This is a genomic window from Allobosea sp. BK604, assembly GCF_004341515.1.
GTDB lineage: Bacteria > Pseudomonadota > Alphaproteobacteria > Rhizobiales > Beijerinckiaceae > Allobosea.
Map to the genome: position 1 here is coordinate 105,564 of NZ_SLZF01000014.1, position 16,472 is coordinate 122,035.

The 16,472-nt window shown below is 67.2% G+C and carries 15 protein-coding genes; 11 read left to right on the top strand and 4 right to left on the bottom strand.

Features of this window, described 5'->3' with window-relative positions; translation table 11 throughout:
- The first annotated feature begins 52 nt into the window (after positions 1 to 52).
- Positions 53 to 1,261 (top strand): MFS transporter, encoded by a 1,209-nt coding sequence (locus tag EV560_RS32535; RefSeq protein ID WP_131860012.1) that lies wholly within the window; start codon positions 53 to 55, stop codon positions 1,259 to 1,261.
- 37 nt (positions 1,262 to 1,298) lie between these two features.
- Here EV560_RS32535 and EV560_RS32540 read toward each other — a convergent pair whose 3' ends face one another.
- Positions 1,299 to 2,063 carry an LOG family protein gene (locus tag EV560_RS32540; protein WP_131860013.1) on the bottom strand — a complete coding sequence of 255 codons (765 nt, stop codon included), beginning with the start codon at positions 2,061 to 2,063 and terminating at the stop codon, positions 1,299 to 1,301.
- A gap of 321 nt (positions 2,064 to 2,384) precedes the next feature.
- On the opposite strand from EV560_RS32540, the gene pheS reads away from it, so the two are divergent.
- The 7 genes from pheS (at position 2,385) to EV560_RS32575 (ending at position 10,898) form a co-directional block, all read left to right on the top strand.
- Positions 2,385 to 3,467 (top strand): phenylalanine--tRNA ligase subunit alpha, encoded by a 1,083-nt coding sequence (pheS, locus tag EV560_RS32545; RefSeq protein WP_131860014.1) that lies wholly within the window; start codon positions 2,385 to 2,387, stop codon positions 3,465 to 3,467.
- Between the two features lie 30 nt (positions 3,468 to 3,497).
- Positions 3,498 to 4,685 (top strand): glycosyltransferase, encoded by a 1,188-nt coding sequence (locus EV560_RS32550; RefSeq protein WP_131860015.1) that lies wholly within the window; start codon positions 3,498 to 3,500, stop codon positions 4,683 to 4,685.
- Complete coding sequence (gene pheT, locus EV560_RS32555) at positions 4,682 to 7,105, top strand: phenylalanine--tRNA ligase subunit beta (RefSeq protein WP_131860016.1); 2,424 nt, start codon at positions 4,682 to 4,684, stop codon at positions 7,103 to 7,105. The genes EV560_RS32550 and pheT overlap by 4 nt, the downstream gene beginning before the upstream one ends.
- 245 nt (positions 7,106 to 7,350) lie before the next feature.
- On the top strand, positions 7,351 to 8,262 hold the full coding sequence (locus EV560_RS32560; RefSeq protein ID WP_131860017.1) for an alpha/beta fold hydrolase: 912 nt from the start codon (positions 7,351 to 7,353) through the stop codon (positions 8,260 to 8,262).
- On the top strand, positions 8,259 to 9,353 hold the full coding sequence (locus EV560_RS32565) for a tartrate dehydrogenase (protein ID WP_131860018.1): 1,095 nt from the start codon (positions 8,259 to 8,261) through the stop codon (positions 9,351 to 9,353). Before EV560_RS32560 ends, EV560_RS32565 begins: the two co-directional genes overlap by 4 nt.
- A 72-nt stretch (positions 9,354 to 9,425) precedes the next feature.
- On the top strand, positions 9,426 to 10,130 hold the full coding sequence (locus EV560_RS32570; RefSeq protein WP_131860019.1) for a TerC family protein: 705 nt from the start codon (positions 9,426 to 9,428) through the stop codon (positions 10,128 to 10,130).
- A 27-nt stretch (positions 10,131 to 10,157) separates the two neighbouring features.
- Positions 10,158 to 10,898 (top strand): TerC family protein, encoded by a 741-nt coding sequence (locus EV560_RS32575; RefSeq protein WP_131860020.1) that lies wholly within the window; start codon positions 10,158 to 10,160, stop codon positions 10,896 to 10,898.
- A gap of 10 nt (positions 10,899 to 10,908) precedes the next feature.
- Here the strand turns inward: EV560_RS32575 and EV560_RS32580 are convergent, their stop codons facing one another.
- The gene (locus tag EV560_RS32580; protein ID WP_131860021.1) at positions 10,909 to 11,517 is read right to left on the bottom strand and encodes a 4'-phosphopantetheinyl transferase family protein; all 609 of its coding nucleotides are present in this window, start codon (positions 11,515 to 11,517) and stop codon (positions 10,909 to 10,911) included.
- Positions 11,518 to 11,648: 131 nt separating this feature from the next.
- On the opposite strand from EV560_RS32580, the gene EV560_RS32585 reads away from it, so the two are divergent.
- The 3 genes from EV560_RS32585 (at position 11,649) to EV560_RS32595 (ending at position 13,663) form a co-directional block, all read left to right on the top strand.
- Positions 11,649 to 12,380, top strand: coding sequence for an AzlC family ABC transporter permease (locus tag EV560_RS32585; protein ID WP_131860022.1), 732 nt, complete (start codon positions 11,649 to 11,651; stop codon positions 12,378 to 12,380).
- Complete coding sequence (locus EV560_RS32590; protein WP_131860023.1) at positions 12,367 to 12,684, top strand: AzlD family protein; 318 nt, start codon at positions 12,367 to 12,369, stop codon at positions 12,682 to 12,684. The genes EV560_RS32585 and EV560_RS32590 overlap by 14 nt, the downstream gene beginning before the upstream one ends.
- A gap of 112 nt (positions 12,685 to 12,796) precedes the next feature.
- Positions 12,797 to 13,663 carry a branched-chain amino acid aminotransferase gene (locus tag EV560_RS32595; RefSeq protein WP_131860024.1) on the top strand — a complete coding sequence of 289 codons (867 nt, stop codon included), beginning with the start codon at positions 12,797 to 12,799 and terminating at the stop codon, positions 13,661 to 13,663.
- An 83-nt stretch (positions 13,664 to 13,746) separates the two neighbouring features.
- Here the strand turns inward: EV560_RS32595 and murJ are convergent, their stop codons facing one another.
- Entirely contained in the window at positions 13,747 to 15,273 is a 1,527-nt protein-coding gene (murJ, locus tag EV560_RS32600) for a murein biosynthesis integral membrane protein MurJ (RefSeq protein WP_131860025.1), read from the bottom strand.
- Between the two features lie 64 nt (positions 15,274 to 15,337).
- On the bottom strand, positions 15,338 to 16,372 hold the full coding sequence (locus EV560_RS32605) for a glycosyltransferase family 2 protein (protein WP_131860026.1): 1,035 nt from the start codon (positions 16,370 to 16,372) through the stop codon (positions 15,338 to 15,340).
- Positions 16,373 to 16,472: the final 100 nt, after the last annotated feature.

Below are 16,472 nucleotides of genomic sequence, written 5' to 3' on the forward strand. Positions count from 1 at the left end.
GAGTCACATACGCCTCGTATGTAAATGGCGTTTCGATGTGACGGAGACGTCCATGCCCAACCCTTATCGTGAGATTTTCCGGGCCCCCGGCTCGATCGGCTTTTCCGCTGCGGGTTTCGTCGCCCGGCTGCCGTTCTCGATGGTGACGATCGGCATCGTCACCATGCTGTCGCAGGCGCGCGGCGAGTACGCGCTCGCCGGCGGCGTCGCCGCCACCTTCGCGCTGGCCAATGCGCTGATCGCACCGCAGATTTCCCGCCTGGTCGATCGCTACGGCCAGGGCCGTGTGCTGATCCCGACGACGCTGGCAACGCTCGTCGCGCTCGCCGGACTGATCCTGGCGACGCGCCTCCAGGCGCCGGCCTGGGTGCTCTTCCTCTTTGCCGGCCTCGCCGGGCTGACGCCGAGCATGATGGCGATGGTGCGGGCTCGCTGGACCGAGCTCTACCGCGATACGCCGCAACTGCGCACCGCCTTCGCCTTCGAGTCGGTGGTCGACGAGGTCATCTTCATGATCGGCCCGGTGGTCGCCATCGGCCTCAGTGTCGCCTGGTTTCCGGAGGCGGGGCCGCTCGCCGCGGCCATCCTGCTCGCGGTCGGCATGGCGCTCTTCGTCTCGCAACGCGCCACCGAGCCGCCGGTGCACTCGCAGGAGGAGGTCGGCGGCCGGTCGGTGATCCGTCTCGGTGCGGTGCAGGTCATCGCGCTGCTGATGGTCGCGCTCGGCGCGGTCTTCGGCACGGCCGAGGTGGCGGCTGTCGCCTTCGCCGAGGCGCAGGGTAGCAAGGCCTCCGCCAGCCTCGTGCTCGCCGCCTATGCCGCGGGTTCGCTGATCACTGGCCTCGTCTTCGGCGCGCTGCAGCCTGGCATGCGGCTCGCCAATCAGCTCCTGCTCGCCATTGCCCTGGCGGCGGCAACGACCTTGCCGCTCCTGGTGGTCGGCTCGCTCTGGTCGCTCGGCGCGGTGCTCTTCGTCGCCGGCGCCTCGATCTCGCCGACCATCATCGTCGCCATGGCGTTGATCGAGCGGCATGTCCCGGCCGCCAAGCTCACCGAGGGCATCACCTGGGTGATGACCGGGATGGGCATCGGCATGGCGGCGGGCTCGGCCGTCTCGGGCTGGCTGATCGACCTTTATGGCGCGAGCAGCGGCTTCTGGGTCTCCATCGCCGGCGGCTTCACCGCGCTGCTGATCGTCGGCATCGGCTTCTGCGTGCTGGTCGAACCGAGCCCGGAGCAGCGGCAGCCGGCCTTGGCCTGACGTCCCGGAGAATGGCCGGCGGAGACGCCGGCCATTCTCATGTCTGCATGCTGTCCGCCGCGGCCGGGCGAACCCAGCGCTCGCCGGCGCGTTCGACGATGCAGTCATAGGCCGCCTCCGGCGAATCCACGTAGTGGAACAGGGCGAGATCCTCGGGCCGGATGAAGCCGGCCTCCTTCATCACGTCGAGATGGAGCAGGCCCTGCCAATAAGCCTTTCCGTAGAGCACGACCGGCACCTGTTCCATCTTGCCGGTCTGGATCAGGGTCATGATCTCGAACATCTCGTCGAGCGTGCCAAAACCGCCCGGGAACACGACCAGCGCCGCCGCCCGCATCGCCAGGTGCATCTTGCGCATCGCGAAATAGTGGAAGCGGAAGGTCAGGTCCGGCGTCGACCAGGCATTGGGATCCTGCTCGTGCGGCAAGGTGATGTTGAAGCCGATCGTGACGGCGCCGGCTTCCGTCGCGCCGCGATTGGCCGCCTCCATGATGCCCGGCCCGCCGCCGGTGGCGATGACATGATGATGTCCGGCATCGCCGGGCGTGAGCGCGCCGCCGCGCTCCGAGGCGACGCGCCCGAATTGCCTGGCGGCCTCGTACCAGGGGTCGCCCTCGCGCACGCGCGCCGAGCCGAAGACGACGATGGTCGAGACGATGCCGCGTGCACGCAGCACATCCTCCGCCTTCTGGTATTCGAGCATGAAGCGGGCGCCGCGCGTCGAGTCGCCGAGGATGAAGTCGGAATCGAGCGCCGCCAGCCGGTAGGAAGGCGAGTTCTTCTGGGGCGAGTTGTCACGCATAGGCCTTGCTCTCCGTCGTCGCGCCTCTGATAGCCGGATCAACAGCTCCTTGTCGCCTCGCGCCTGCTTTGAGACGAGATTGTCACGATATTCGGCTCAACAGGTTGATCGGGCGGAATCGTCCCGCCCGTAATGCTTTGCCAGCGAGATTGCCGCGCGCCCGATCGCTTCACGTCGGCTCGACTTGAAGGAAATCGGCCTCGCAGCAAGGATTTGGAGCCCGATGTCGTCCGAAAACCACTGCGCACTTTTCGGCATCAGGCTCTAGCAACTGCGCCGACGACACCCTAGAAGATGCCTCGCAATCGGACCGGACCAGGCATGAACGAGATCGATACCCTCAGCGACAAGCTCCTTGGCGAGATCGCGGCGGCACAGGACGAACCGGCTCTGGAGCAGCTGCGCATCGCGGCGCTCGGCAAGTCCGGTTCGGTCTCGGGCCTGCTGAAGACGCTGGGTGCGATGACGCCGGACGAGCGCAAGGAGAAAGGCCCGCTGATCAACGGCCTGCGCGACCGCGTCCAGGCCGCGCTGGGCGAGCGCAAGGAGGCGCTTGGCGAAGCGGCGCTCAATGCCCGCCTCGCCTCCGAGCGCGTCGATATCTCGCTGCCGGTGCGCGAGGGCCCGGAAGCGCGCGGCCGCATCCATCCGATCAGCCAGGTCATCGACGAGATCACGGCGATCTTCGGCGACATGGGCTTTGCCATTGCCGAGGGCCCGGATGTCGAGACCGACGATCTCAACTTCACCAAGCTGAACTTCCCGGTCGGCCATCCGGCCCGCGAGATGCACGACACCTTCTTCTTCGCGCCCGACGCCAATGGCGAGCGCAAGCTGCTGCGCACCCATACCTCGCCGGTGCAGATCAGGACGATGATCTCGCAGGAGCCGCCGATCCGTGTCGTCTGCCCGGGCCGGACCTACCGGATGGATTCCGACCAGACCCATACGCCGATGTTCCATCAGGTCGAGGGGCTGGTGATCGAGAAGCAGGCCCATTTCGGCCATATGAAATGGGTGCTGGAGGAGTTCTGCAAGGCGTTCTTCGAGGTCGAGGGCGTCAAGATGCGCTTCCGGCCGTCCTTCTTCCCCTTCACCGAACCCTCGGCCGAGGTCGACATCCAGTGCTCGCGCAAGGGCGGCGAGATCCGCTTCGGCGAGGGCGAGGACTGGTTGGAGATCCTGGGCTGCGGCATGGTCCACCCGAACGTGCTGCGCAATTGCGGGCTCGATCCCGATGTCTACCAGGGCTTCGCCTGGGGCATGGGCATCGACCGCATCGCCATGCTGAAATACGGCATGCCGGACCTGCGCCCCTTCTTCGAGGCCGATATCCGCTGGCTCTCGCATTACGGCTTCCGGCCGCTCGACCTGCCGACCTTGGCGGGCGGTCTGACTTCATGACGGGCTGATCGGCAGGCGCAGGAGGGCAGGATGAGCGCGGCGGAATGGGCAGGTTCGCTTGCGGCCTTCATGGTCGTGATGAATCTCGTCTGTCTGGCCATCACCTATTGGCGCCTGCGCCGCCCGCAGAGGGGCTCGGCCCTGCTCGATCGATTGCCGCCGGTCACGATCGTGCGCCCGGTGCGCGGCATCGAGGCTTTCAGCCGCGAAACCCTGAGCTCGGGCCTGAGGCTCGACTATCCGCACTGCCAGACGATCATCTGCGTCGCCGACGCGCATGATCCGATCGTACCGCTGGTCAATGAGCTGATCGCCGAGTTCGGCGCCCGGAAGCTGCGTCTGATCGTCGGCGACGTCGCGGTCAGCGCCAATCCCAAGCTCAATAACTGCGTCAAGGGCTGGGATGCGGCCGAGACCGAATGGGTCATTCTCGCCGATTCCAACGTTTTGATGCCGAAGGACTATATCCAGCGGCTGATGGCCTCCTGGCGGCCCGATTCCGGGCTGGTCTGCTCGACGCCGGTCGGCTCGCGGCCCGACGGCTTCTTCGCCGAGATCGAATGCGCCTTCCTCAATACCTTCCAGGCGCGCTGGCAATATGCCGGCGAGGCGCTCGGCTTCGGCTTCGCCCAAGGCAAGTCGATGCTCTGGAACAAGCCCTTCCTCGACGCCAATGGCGGCATTGCCGCTCTTGCCGCCGAGATCGCCGAGGATGCGGCGGCGACCAAGCTGGTGCGCAAGGCCGGCAAGCATGTCCATCTCGTCGGCCAGCCCTTCGAGCAGCCGCTCGGCACGCGCAGCCTCTACGACGTTGTCCAGCGCCAGTTCCGCTGGGCGCGGCTGCGCCGGGTCACCTTCCTGCCCTTCTTCCTGCCGGAGATCCTGTCCGGGCCGCTGATCCCCTGCATCCTCGCGGGCTTCGCCGCCGCGGCCTTCGGCTTCACGGCCTGGCAGGCGGTCGGCCTCGTGCTGCTGCATTGGTATGTCGGCGAGATGCTGCTCGCCCATGGCGTCGGCTGGTTCATCTCCTGGCGCTTTCCCTTCGCGCTGCTGGCGCGCGACATCCTCTTTCCCGGCATCTGGGCCTATGCCTTCGTCGCCGGCGAGGTGAGCTGGCGCGGCAATGAAATGAAGATCAAGACGGATGGCGAGGACGAGCTCAACGATGCCGTCCCGACTCTGTCCCCTGTCAATCTGAGAAGCGACGGACGGTCATGAAGTTCACTTTGTCCTGGTTGAAGGACCATCTCGATACCTCCGAGACGCTCGACACCATCACCGAGGCCCTGACGCGCGTCGGGCTCGAGGTCGAGGATGTCGAGGACAAGGCCAAGGCGCTCTCGGCCTTCACCATCGCCTATGTCGTCGAGGCGAAGCAGCACCCGAATGCCGATCGCCTGCGCGTCTGCCTGGTCGATACCGGCTCGGGCGAGCCCGTGCAGGTCGTCTGCGGCGCGCCCAATGCCCGCACCGGCATGAAGGGCGTCTTCTCGCCGCCGGGCAGCTACATCCCCGGCAAGGACATCACGCTCGGCAAGGGTGTGATCCGCGGCGTCGAGTCGAACGGCATGCTGGTCTCGGAAGCCGAGCTTCAGCTCTCCGACGATCATGACGGCATCATCGACCTGCCTGAGGATGCCCCGGTCGGCATGTCCTATGCCGTCTATGCCGGGCTCGACGACGCCACGATCGAGATCGCGGTCACGCCGAACCGCGCCGATGCGCTCGGCATTGCCGGCGTGGCGCGCGACCTCGCCGCGTCAGGCCTCGGCAAGCTGAAGACGCCGCAGGTCCAGCCGGTCCGCGGCTCGTTCCCGTGCCCGGTCGACGTCAAGCTCGACTTCGCCGCCGACGACAGGAAGCTCTGCCCCGCCTTCGCGCTGCGGCTGGTGCGCGGCGTCAAGAACGGGCCCTCGCCGGACTGGCTGCAGGCCCGCCTGCGCGCCATCGGCCTGCGCCCGATCAACGCGCTGGTCGACATCACAAATTTCATGACCTTCGACCGCAACCGGCCGCTGCACGTCTTCGACGCCGCGAAGGTCAAGGGCGATCTCACCGTGCGCCGCGCCAAGGCCGGTGAGCAGATCCTGGCGCTCGACGGCAAGACCTACACGCTGACCGACGAGCAGGTCGTGATCGCCGATGCCGAGGGCGTCGAGTCGCTCGCCGGCATCATGGGCGGCGAGCATTCCGGCTGCGACGAGAACACCGTCGACGTGCTCGTCGAGAGCGCGCTCTGGGACCCGCTCAACATTGCCCGTTCCGGCCGCGCGCTCGGCATCAACTCGGACGCGCGCTACCGTTTCGAGCGCGGCGTCGACCCCGATTTCTGCAAGCCGGGCCTCGATCTCGCCACCGCGATGATCCTCGATCTCTGCGGCGGCGAGGCCTCCGAGATGGTCTTCGCCGGCGAGATCCCCGAGTCCAAGGGCGCCATCGACTTCCCGTGGTCGGAGGTCAAGCGCCTCACCGGGCTGGAGCTGCCGCAGGTCGAGATGAAGCTGGCGCTGACCTCGCTCGGCTTCCACGTCTCGGGCGCGGGCGAGCGCGTCAAGGTCGCGGCGCCGTCCTGGCGCGGCGATGTCGAAGGCAAGGCCGATCTGGTCGAGGAGATCCTGCGCATCGCCGGGCTCGACCGCGTCGAGCCGACGCCGCTGCCGCGCATCAAGGACGAGGTGATCAAGCCGGTCCTGACCGTGCTGCAGAAGCGCACCCGCGCCGCCAAGCGCCTGCTTGCCAGCCGTGGCCTGGTCGAGGCCGTGACCTGGTCCTTCATCTCGCGCGATGCGGCCAGGCTTTTCGGCGGCGGCTCGCCCAAGCTCGCGCTCGCCAATCCGATCGCGGCCGATCTCTCGGATATGCGGCCCTCGCTGCTGCCGGGGCTGATCCGCTCGGCCCAGGCCAATGCCGATCGCGGCTTCGGCGATGTCGCGCTGTTCGAGGTCGGGCAGGTCTTCCAGAGCGACGAGCCGGAGGGCCAGCTCATCGCCGCCGCCGGCCTGCGCCGCGGCAGCGCCCGGCTCGACGGCGTCGGCCGCCATTGGGACGGCGCGGCCAAGCCGGTCGACGTCTTCGATGCCAAGGCCGATCTGATGGCGCTGCTCTCCGGCCTCGGCATCCCCGTCGGCGGCCTGCAGACCGTGGCCGGCGGCCCGGCCTGGGCCCATCCCGGCCGCTCGGCGACGCTGCAATTTGGCCCGAAGGGCGTGGTCGGTGCCTTCGGCGAGGTCCACCCGAAGGTGCTGAAGGCGCTCGACGTCAAGGGACCGCTCGTCGCCTTCGAGATCCATCTCGATGCACTGCCGCCGCCCAAGTACAAGCCGACCAAGGTCAAGCCGAAGCTCGTCCTGTCCGGCTTCCAGCCGGTGACGCGCGATTTCGCCTTCATCGTCGACGGCAAGGTCGCGGCCGGCGACATGCAGAAGACGGCGCAGAATGCCGACCGCAACCTGATCTCCGACGTCTCGGTCTTCGACCTCTATGAGGGCCCGGGTGTCGAGGCCGGCAAGAAGTCGATCGCGCTCGCGGTCACGCTCCAGCCGGTCGAGAAGACCCTGACCGATGCCGAGATCGAGGCGGTCGGCGCCAAGATCGTGGCCGAGATGGCCAAGCGCTACGGCGCCGCGCTCAGGGGCTGAGCCGGCCGCCAGCCGCCATGCCCGGGCTCGTCCCGAGCATCCGCGGCCTGAACACCAGCTTTCACGATTGAAGGCATTGCCGGCCGCCGCAAGGGCGGCCATGACGCGGGCGCTGCTCCCGCGGTGCTGGCGGCTGCGCGCCTGCCGGCCCCGTTATTGATAACATATTGTGTAATAATCCGCGCACGAAATCGCCGATAGATCAGGCTATCGGCTTTAGGATTGTTGCAATGCTGCCGTTCTGAATGACCCTGATCGAACGCCCCGTCGAAGATGCGCTCTTCCCCGGCTACCGCCTGCTCGATGTCGCGACATCGGGCGCGCGCATCCGCGTGCGCACGGGAGGGCAGGGGCCGGCGCTGCTCCTGCTGCACGGCTACCCGCAGACGCATGTGCTCTGGCACAAGGTCGCGGCACGCCTGCAGGACCGCTTCACCCTCGTCTGCGCCGACCTGCGCGGCTATGGCGACAGCGAGAAGCCGGCGACCGATTCCGAGCACCTGCCTTATTGCAAGCGCGCCATGGCGCAGGACATGGTCGAGGTGATGAGCGCGCTCGGCCATGCCAGCTTCGCCATCGGCGCGCATGACCGCGGCGCCCGCGTCGCCCATCGCCTGGCGCTCGATCATGCCGATCGGGTCACGCGCCTCGCCACGCTCGACATCGCGCCGACGCGCGAGATGTACGCCAATACCGGCGACGCCTTCGCCCGCGCCTATTGGCACTGGTTCTTCCTGATCCAGCCGGCGCCTTTCCCGGAGCGGATGATCGGCGCCGATCCGGAGGCCTATTGGCGCAAGAAATGCGGCTCCGGCTCGGCCGGGCTGACACCTTTCGCGCCGGAGGCGCTCGCTCATTACCTGCGCTGCTTCGCCGATCCGGCGACGATCCATGGCAGCTGCGAGGATTACCGCGCCGCCGCCACCATCGACATCCGTCATGACGACGAGGATGGCGGGCGCAAGCTGACGCAACCCCTGCTCGCGCTCTGGGGCGCGAACGGGATCATAGGCCGGTGCTTCGACCCCTTGGCGCTGTGGCGGCTGCGTGCTCAGGATGTGCGTGGCCACGCCTTGCCGGGCGGGCACTACCTGGCGGAAGAGGTCCCCGACCTCGTTGCCGCCGAATTCACGGCCTTTCTAGGAGAGACCCCATGACCGCGCCCAGTAAGCCCGGGACCAATCGCGTCTATCGTATCGCCGTCATCCCCGGTGACGGCATCGGCAAGGAGGTCATGCCGGAAGGCGTGCGCGTGCTCGAGGCCGCCGCGAAGAAATACGGTTTCGAGCTCCGGCTCGACCATTTCGATTTCTCCTCGGTCGATTATTACGAGAAGCACGGCCAGATGCTTCCCGACGACTGGAAGGAGACGATCGGCGGCCATGACGCGCTCTATTTTGGCGCTGTCGGCATGCCGGACAAGGTGCCCGACCACGTCTCGCTCTGGGGCTCGCTGCTGCTCTTCCGCCGCGAGTTCGATCAATACGTCAACCTGCGCCCCGTGCGCCTGATGCCGGGCGTGCCCGGCCCGCTGGTCGGCCGCAAGCCGGGCGATATCGACTTCTTCGTCGTGCGCGAGAACACCGAGGGCGAGTATTCCTCGGTCGGCGGGCGCATGTATGGCGGCACCGAGCGTGAGATCGTCACCCAGCAGACGATCATGAGCCGCGTCGGCGTCGACCGCGTGCTGAAATACGCTTTCGAGCTGGCGAGCCGCCGGCCGCGCAAGAAGCTGACCTCGGCCACCAAGTCGAACGGCATCTCGATCACCATGCCCTACTGGGACGAGCGGGTGAAGGAGATGTCCCGGCACTATCCGGGCGTGACCGTCGACCAGTACCATATCGACATCCTGACAGCGCATTTCGTGCTGAACCCCGACAAGTTCGACGTCGTCGTCGCCTCCAACCTGTTCGGCGATATCCTCTCGGATCTCGGCCCGGCCTGCACCGGCACGATCGGCATCGCGCCGTCCGGCAACATCAATCCCACTCGCGAGTTCCCCTCATTGTTCGAGCCGGTCCATGGCTCGGCACCGGATATCTATGGGCAGGGGATCGCCAACCCGGTCGGCCAGATCTGGTCGGGGGCGATGATGCTCGACCATCTCGGCGAGCATGACGCGGCCAAGGCGATCGAGGCCGCTATCGAACGTGCGCTCGGCGACGAGCGCACCCGCACCCGCGATCTCGGCGGCAAGCTCAGCACCGAAGCCGCCGGCAAGGCGGTCGAACAGGCTCTCGGCTGAAGGAGAGGCGGCCTCGCTCTTGGGGCCGTCTGAACCACGGAAACGCACTACCTATAGGAAAGGCCCACGGCTATGGATCTGCTCACCTCCTTTGCCGACCCCCTGATCTGGGGAAAACTGTTTCAGATCATCGCGCTCAACATCGTGCTGTCGGGTGACAACGCGGTCGTGATCGCGCTCGCCTGCCGGGCTCTGGCGCCCAGTCAGCGCGCCACTGGCATCGCGCTCGGCGCCGGCGTCGCCGTGCTGTTGCGCGTCGTCTTCACGGTGGCGATCGCCTCGCTGCTGAACATGCCTTTCCTGCACATCATCGGCGCCGGTCTGCTGATCTGGATCGCGGTGAAGCTCGTCGTCGAGGATGGCGAGAGCGACGAGGACTCGATCGCCGCCAACAGCAAGCTCTGGAAGGCGGTGCAGACCGTCGCCATCGCCGATATCGTCATGAGCCTCGACAACGTGCTGGCCATCGCCGCCGTCGCCAAGGATTCGCTGCCGCTGCTCGTCATCGGCCTGCTGATCTCGATTCCGCTGATCGTCGTCGGCGCCTCGCTGATCACCAGCCTGCTCACCCGCTTCCCGATCCTGGTCTGGGCCGGCGCGGCGCTGCTTGGCTGGGTCGCCGGCGAGATGTTCGACAGCGATCCCTGGCTCATCGAGCAATTCGGCGCCTCGACCCTGCATGCGCTCGAATATCCGGCCGCCATCCTCGGCGCGCTGCTCGTCGTTGGCCTGGGCTACTTCCTGAAGAAGTCGCGCCAGCCCAATCCCGTCACCTGACCACGTAACAAGGGGAACAAAGGACACATGGATTTCTCGTCGAGCCAATTCTGGGTTTCGCTGCTGCAGATCATCTGGATCGATCTGCTGCTGTCCGGAGACAACGCGGTCGTGATCGCGCTCGCCTGCCGTTCGCTACCCGAAAACAAGCGCAAGCTTGGCATCTGGCTCGGCGCCGGTGCGGCTGTTGGCCTGCGCATTCTCTTCGCGCTGGTCGTCACCTGGCTGCTCGGGGTGCCTTACCTCAAGCTGATTGGCGGCATCCTGCTGTTCTGGATTGCCATCAAGCTCGCCAAGGGTGAGGAGGAATCTCATGGTGATATCGCGGCCAGCGATAGCCTCTGGAAGGCGGTGCGCACCATCGCCATCGCCGACGCGGTGATGAGCCTCGACAATGTCATCGCCATCGCCGGCGCGGCGAAGGGGCATGTCGAGCTCTTCATCTTCGGTCTGCTGCTCTCCATCCCGCTGATCATCATGGGCGCCCAGCTCCTGACCACGATCATCGAGCGCTATCCGATCCTGATCTGGCTCGGCGCGGCGCTTCTGGGCTGGATCGCGGCCGAGATGATCCTCGGCGATATCGCGGTGCTGCAGTGGCTGCAGGTCAATATGCCGACCTGGGTCAAGACCGTTCCGGTCGAGGAGAATCCGCTCGGCATGGCTCCGGCAGATACGCCGCACTATGTGGGCGCGGTCATCGGTGCGCTCATTGTCTGCGCCGCGGGCTTCATGCTGAAGAGCAAGCCGGTCAACCAGCCCGGCTGAGGCTCAGGCCTCAGGCGAGAACGACAATCGCGGCGGCCAGGGTTCCCTGGCCGCCGTTTTCGATGGTGCGGCCCGTGCCGGCGATGACGCCCGGCCTGTTCGGGTCGCTGACCTCGAATTGCTCGGTCGAGAGCAATGTGACCGCGAAGCTCTCCGGCGCCCGCGCGAAGCCGAGCCCGAGCGCCTTCACATAGGCTTCCTTGGCGCTCCAGAGCTGGGCGAAGGCGAGCGGCCTGGCGGGGACGGGCAGGGAAAGCAGGGCCTCGCTCTCCTGCGGATGCAGCGACGTCAGCGGCAGCTCGATGTCGGGATCGATCCGCTCGACATCGATTCCGACGGGGTCATGCGCCAGCGCCACCGCGACCAGCCCTGCGCGCGTCGCCAGCGAGAGATGCAGGCCGGTTCCGGCCGGATGGCGCAGGATCGGCTTGCCGCGCTCGTCATGCTCGATCTCGACCTCGCCATGCTCCAGGTTGAATTGCCGCGCGATCAGCCGGCGCGCCGTTTCTCGGCGCAGGGCCGAGCGCTCCGTCAGACCATGTGGATGTTCGCCGCTATCGATCAGCCAGCCGGCGGGGAGGGTAGAGGCGGTCGCGTCGGGGGAAGTCAGCCAGATCATCGTTCCAAGCTAATCCTGCTGCCGCGGCTTGTCCTCGTACTTGTCGAAGCTGGGCCGTCCTGCGCCCGGTTCATGCGCCCGCACCGCCGGTGCGCGTTGACCTCGTCCCGGCTTGGTCCTTTGGAAGACGCATGTCCTCGCTTCAAGAACCCTCCCGCAAGACGGCGGGGCCCATTCTCACCTGGCATGGCGCCGTGCAGGGCGCCCGCAGCGCCCTGGTCCTGATCCCCGGGCTCGTGGTCTTCGCGGTCGCGTTCGGCGCCGCCGCCTCGGCCAAGGGGCTGAGCCTGCTCGAAACCGTGATGATGAGCGCCTTCGTCTATGCCGGCGTGTCGCAGCTCGTCGCCATCGAGCTTTGGCGGCCGGAATGGAGCTGGGGTGCGATCGCCGGGCTCGCGGTGGTCACCGCGACCGTCAATGCCCGCCTCGTGCTTCAGGGCGCCTCGCTGCAGCCCTGGCTCGCCCCCTATCCTAAGCTCGTCAACGCCCTGCATCTGTTCTTCTTCACCGATGCGAACTGGCTGATCGGCACACGCTACCATGCCGAGGGCGGGCGCGATCTCGGCGTGCTCTTCGGGGCCGGCTTCATCATCTGGATCAATTGGATCCTTGCGACGATCCCCGGCTACCTGCTCGGCTCGCTCGTCGCCGATCCGCGCCGCTATGGCATCGACCTGGTCATGCCGATCTTCTTCGCCTCGATGCTGGTGCCTCTCTGGCGCGGCCGCAGCGCCGCGGTGCCCTGGATCGTCGCCGGCATCGTCGCGCTCGTCACGGCCAAGCTGGTCGAGGGCTATGCCTTCATCATCGTCGGCGCCTTGAGCGGCGCGCTCGTGGGAGCCTTCCGCGATGACCGTGCCTGATCCGGTCCTCTGGGGTGCGCTCGCAGCCATCGGCGCGATGGCTGTCGCGACCTATCTCTGCCGCATCTCCGGCGTGGTGCTGATGGGCTTCATCCCGCTCACCCCGCATGTGCGGCGCGGGCTCGCGGCGCTGCCGGGCTCGATCGTGGTCGCGACCGTGCTGCCGCTGATCGAGCGCCTCGGCTTCGCCGCTGCGCTCGCCCTGCTTGCGGCGATCGGCAGCATGGTGCTGCGCCGCAGCGAGCTGCTGGCGCTGATCGTCGGCATGGGGGTGATCTCGGGGCTGCGTGCGCTCGGCTGGTGATCCATCACCCGTTCCGATCGCACCCATCACATCACATCATCCGCGCCATGTTGACGCCACGCCACCGCGGGCAGACGGTGCGGGCAAACAACGCTGACCGAACGGGGATAGCATGGCTTGGTATACGCAGACTTGGACATGGTTCGAGGGTGAGTGGCTCGAAGGCAATCCCGGCATCATGGGACCGCGTACTCATGCCGCCTGGCAGGGCTCGAGCGTCTTCGATGGCGCCCGCTATTTCGATGGCGTCTCGCCCGATCTCGACCGTCACGCCGCCCGCGTGAACCGCTCGGCCGTCGCGCTCGGCCTCAAGGCCACCGTCACGGCCGAGGAGATCATCGCCAGGACCGCCGAGGGTGTGAAGAAATTCGCCGGCGGCACGGCGCTCTACATCAAGCCGATGTACTGGGCCGAGGCCGATGGTCCCTCGACCATCATTGGCGAGCCCGAGTCGACCAAGTTTGCGCTCTGCCTGTTCGAGGCGCCGATGGGCGACCCCGGCAAGGGCTTCTCGGTGACGCATGGCGCCTATCGCCGTCCGACCTTCGAGACGATGCCGACCGACGCCAAGGCCGGCTGCCTCTATCCCAACAATGCCCGCGTCCTGCGCGAGGCCAAGGCGCGCGGCTTCGACAACGCGCTGGTGCTCGACATGCTCGGCAATGTCGCGGAGACCGGCACCTCCAACATCTTCTTCGCCAAGGACGGCATGGTGAAGACGCCGGCGCCGAACGGCACCTTCCTCAACGGCATCACCCGCCAGCGCACCATCGGCCTGCTGCGGCAGGACGGGGTCCCGGTCGAGGAGACCAGCCTGCGCTATCAGGATTTCGTCGAGGCCGACGAGATCTTCAGCACCGGCAACTATTCCAAGGTCATGCCGATCTACCGCATCGACGACCGCGAGCTGCAGCCCGGCCCGATGTTCCGCAGGGCGCGCGAGCTCTACATGGACTTCGCGCATAGCAAGACGGCCTGAGACCGCAACGGCCCCGACGGCTTGCGACCGGGGCATATCAGCTTCTCCGCCCTGGCTTCGGCCGGGCGGGGAATTCGGTGGCTTCAGCGCAGCAGCCGGATCAGCCGGGCCGCCTTCAGCCCGCCAAGCGCCACCACCAGATAGATCAGGCCGGCGACGATGCCGACCGCCGCCAGCGTCACCAGCTTCGCCTCCGCGGGAATACGGGCCAGCTCGACCAGCAGCACGGGCGTCAGCACCCGCGCCGCGACCGCGGCGATGACGGAGCCGGCGAGCGTGATCATGATCAGCAGCGGCAATTGCCTGTCGGGCTTCGTCCAGCCGCGCTTCAGCGCCAGCACGAAAAGCGCCCCGAGATTGATCCAGGCCCCGGCTGCCGTGGCGAGCGCGAGGCCCGGCGCGCCCCAATCGCGCCAGAGCAGCAGCTTCAGCGCGACATTGCAGGCGATCGCGGCGAGCGAGACGATCATCGGCGTCGTCGTGTCGCCGCGCGCCTGGAAGGCCGAGACCTGGCTGCGGATCAGCACGATCGCGGGAAGCCCGACCGAATAGGCGAAGAGCACGGCGGCGGCCGCCTGGCTCGCCGCCGCATCGAAGCGCCCGCGCTCGAACAGCGCCGAGACGATCAGCTCGGGGATCGCGAGGAAGGCGGCTGCGAAGGGCGCGGCCATGACGAGGGTCAGTGCCACCGCCCGGTTCTGCGCCTTGTCGGCCGCCTCGACATTCCCGGCGGCGATGAAGCGGCTCATCGTCGGCAGCAACACCGTGCCGACGCCGATCGCGATCACGCCGATCGGCAGCTGGTAGAGTCGCTCGGCATAGTAGAGCGCCGAATAGGCGCCGCGCGGCAGGAGCGAGGCGATGATCGTGTCGGCGAAGAGCGCGATCTGCACGCCGGCCGAGCCGATCACGGCCGGGCCGAAGGCCCTGAGAAAGCTCTTCACATCGGCATCGATCCGTGGCGCGACCAGCGCCGCACCGACGCCGGCCCGCTGCGCATCGACGGCGACGAGCAGCCATTGCAGCACGCCGGAGATCGCGACGCCCCAGGCGGCGGCATAGGCCGCGCCCGGGAACAGGAAGGCGATGGCGAGCGCCGCGATCAGGCAGACATTCAGCAGGATCGGCGCGCCGGCCGCTGCCGCATAACGGTCGATCGCATTGAGATTGGCCGAAAGCAGCGTCACCAGCGTGATGAACAGCAGATAGGGGAAGGTGATCCGCGTCAGCGAGACGGCGAGCTCGAAGCGCTGCGGATCGTCGCTGAAGCCGGGCGCGAGCAGGCGCACGATCTCCGGCATGAAGGGCAGGGCGAGCGCGAGGAGCACGACCTGCACGATCAGGTTCAGCGAGAAGATCCGGTTGGCGAAGAGCGCCGCGGCCGCCTCGCCGGCCTGCTGGCGGACGCGCGCATAGGCCGGGATATAGGCCTGGTTGACGGCGCCCTCGCCAAAGATGGTGCGGAAATGGTTCGGCAGTCGCAGCGCCACCGAGAACGCATCCATCATCGCGCCGGCGCCGAGCACGGCGGCAAGCGCGACGTCGCGGACGAAGCCGCTCAGGCGCGAGAGCAGCGTGAAGCCGCCGACCGACAGGATCTTTCTGAACATTGTACTCTCGGGCTCGACGAGGCCTCAGCCCTCATGGCGAGAGCGGCAGGAGTCTACCCGATTCTCAACGGATCAGCGGCGGCAATGCGTCGCCGCGCGGATGGTCCACGGTGCGGGCGTCGAAACCGACCCGCTCGCCGATCAGGTAGAGCGGCCGGCGCTTCACCTCGGCGAAGATTCGCCCGACATATTCGCCGATCATGCCCAGCGAGATCAGCTGGATGCCGGAAAAGAACATGATCGAGACGATCAGCGACGGGAAGCCGGGCAGGTCCGTGCCGAAGAACAGCGTGCGGACTAGGAAGAAAGCGGCCGTCAGCGTCGAGATCACGGCGATCGCCACGCCGATCCAGGTCGCGATCTTCAATGGCACGGTCGAGAAGGAGGAGAGCCCGTCGAACGCGAAGCTGAACAGCTTGCCGAACCGGAACTTGCTGACGCCATGCTCGCGCTCGGCCACCTCGAAGGTGACGCCCGTTCCGGGGAAGCCGACCCAGGCATAGAGCCCCTTGGTGAAGCGGGCCCGCTCCGGCAGCGCCCGCAGCGCATCGACGACCTTGCGGTCGAGCAGGCGGAAATCGCCGGCACCCTCCGGCAGCTCGATCTCGCCGAAGCTGGCGAAGAGCTTGTAGAAGGCCTTGGCGAAATTGCGCTTGAGCCGGCCCTCGCCCTCGCGGTCGGCCCGCTGCCCGTAGATGTTGAGATAGCCCTCGCGCCATTTCGCGAGGAAGAGCGGGATCGTCTCCGGCGGGTGCTGCAGGTCGGCGTCCATGATCACCACGGCGTCACCGGCGGCATGGTCGAGCCCGGCGGCGATCGCGACCTCCTTGCCGAAATTGCGGCTGAACGAGACCGCGCTGATGCGCTTGTCGTTGGCATTCAGCAGGCGCAGCACCGCAAGCGTGCCGTCGCGGCTGCCGTCGTCGACGCAAACCAGCTCCCAGGACCGTACTTCCTTGTCGAGCACCGCCTTCAGCCGCTCGACCAGCAGCGGCAGGTTGTCGGCCTCGTTGTGAACGGGCACGACGATCGAAAGCTCCGGCCGCGTGGCGGCCGGGCCCTGCGATACAGGACGGGATTGGGTGAGGACTTCGGACACGCTCGACCTTTCGCTCCGGCCACGGAGCCCGCCTCGCCACCGGAGAGGTGACTCGGCCTGCCTAAATTGTCATTTAGAGCACCTGGGCCCGCCGTGCCCG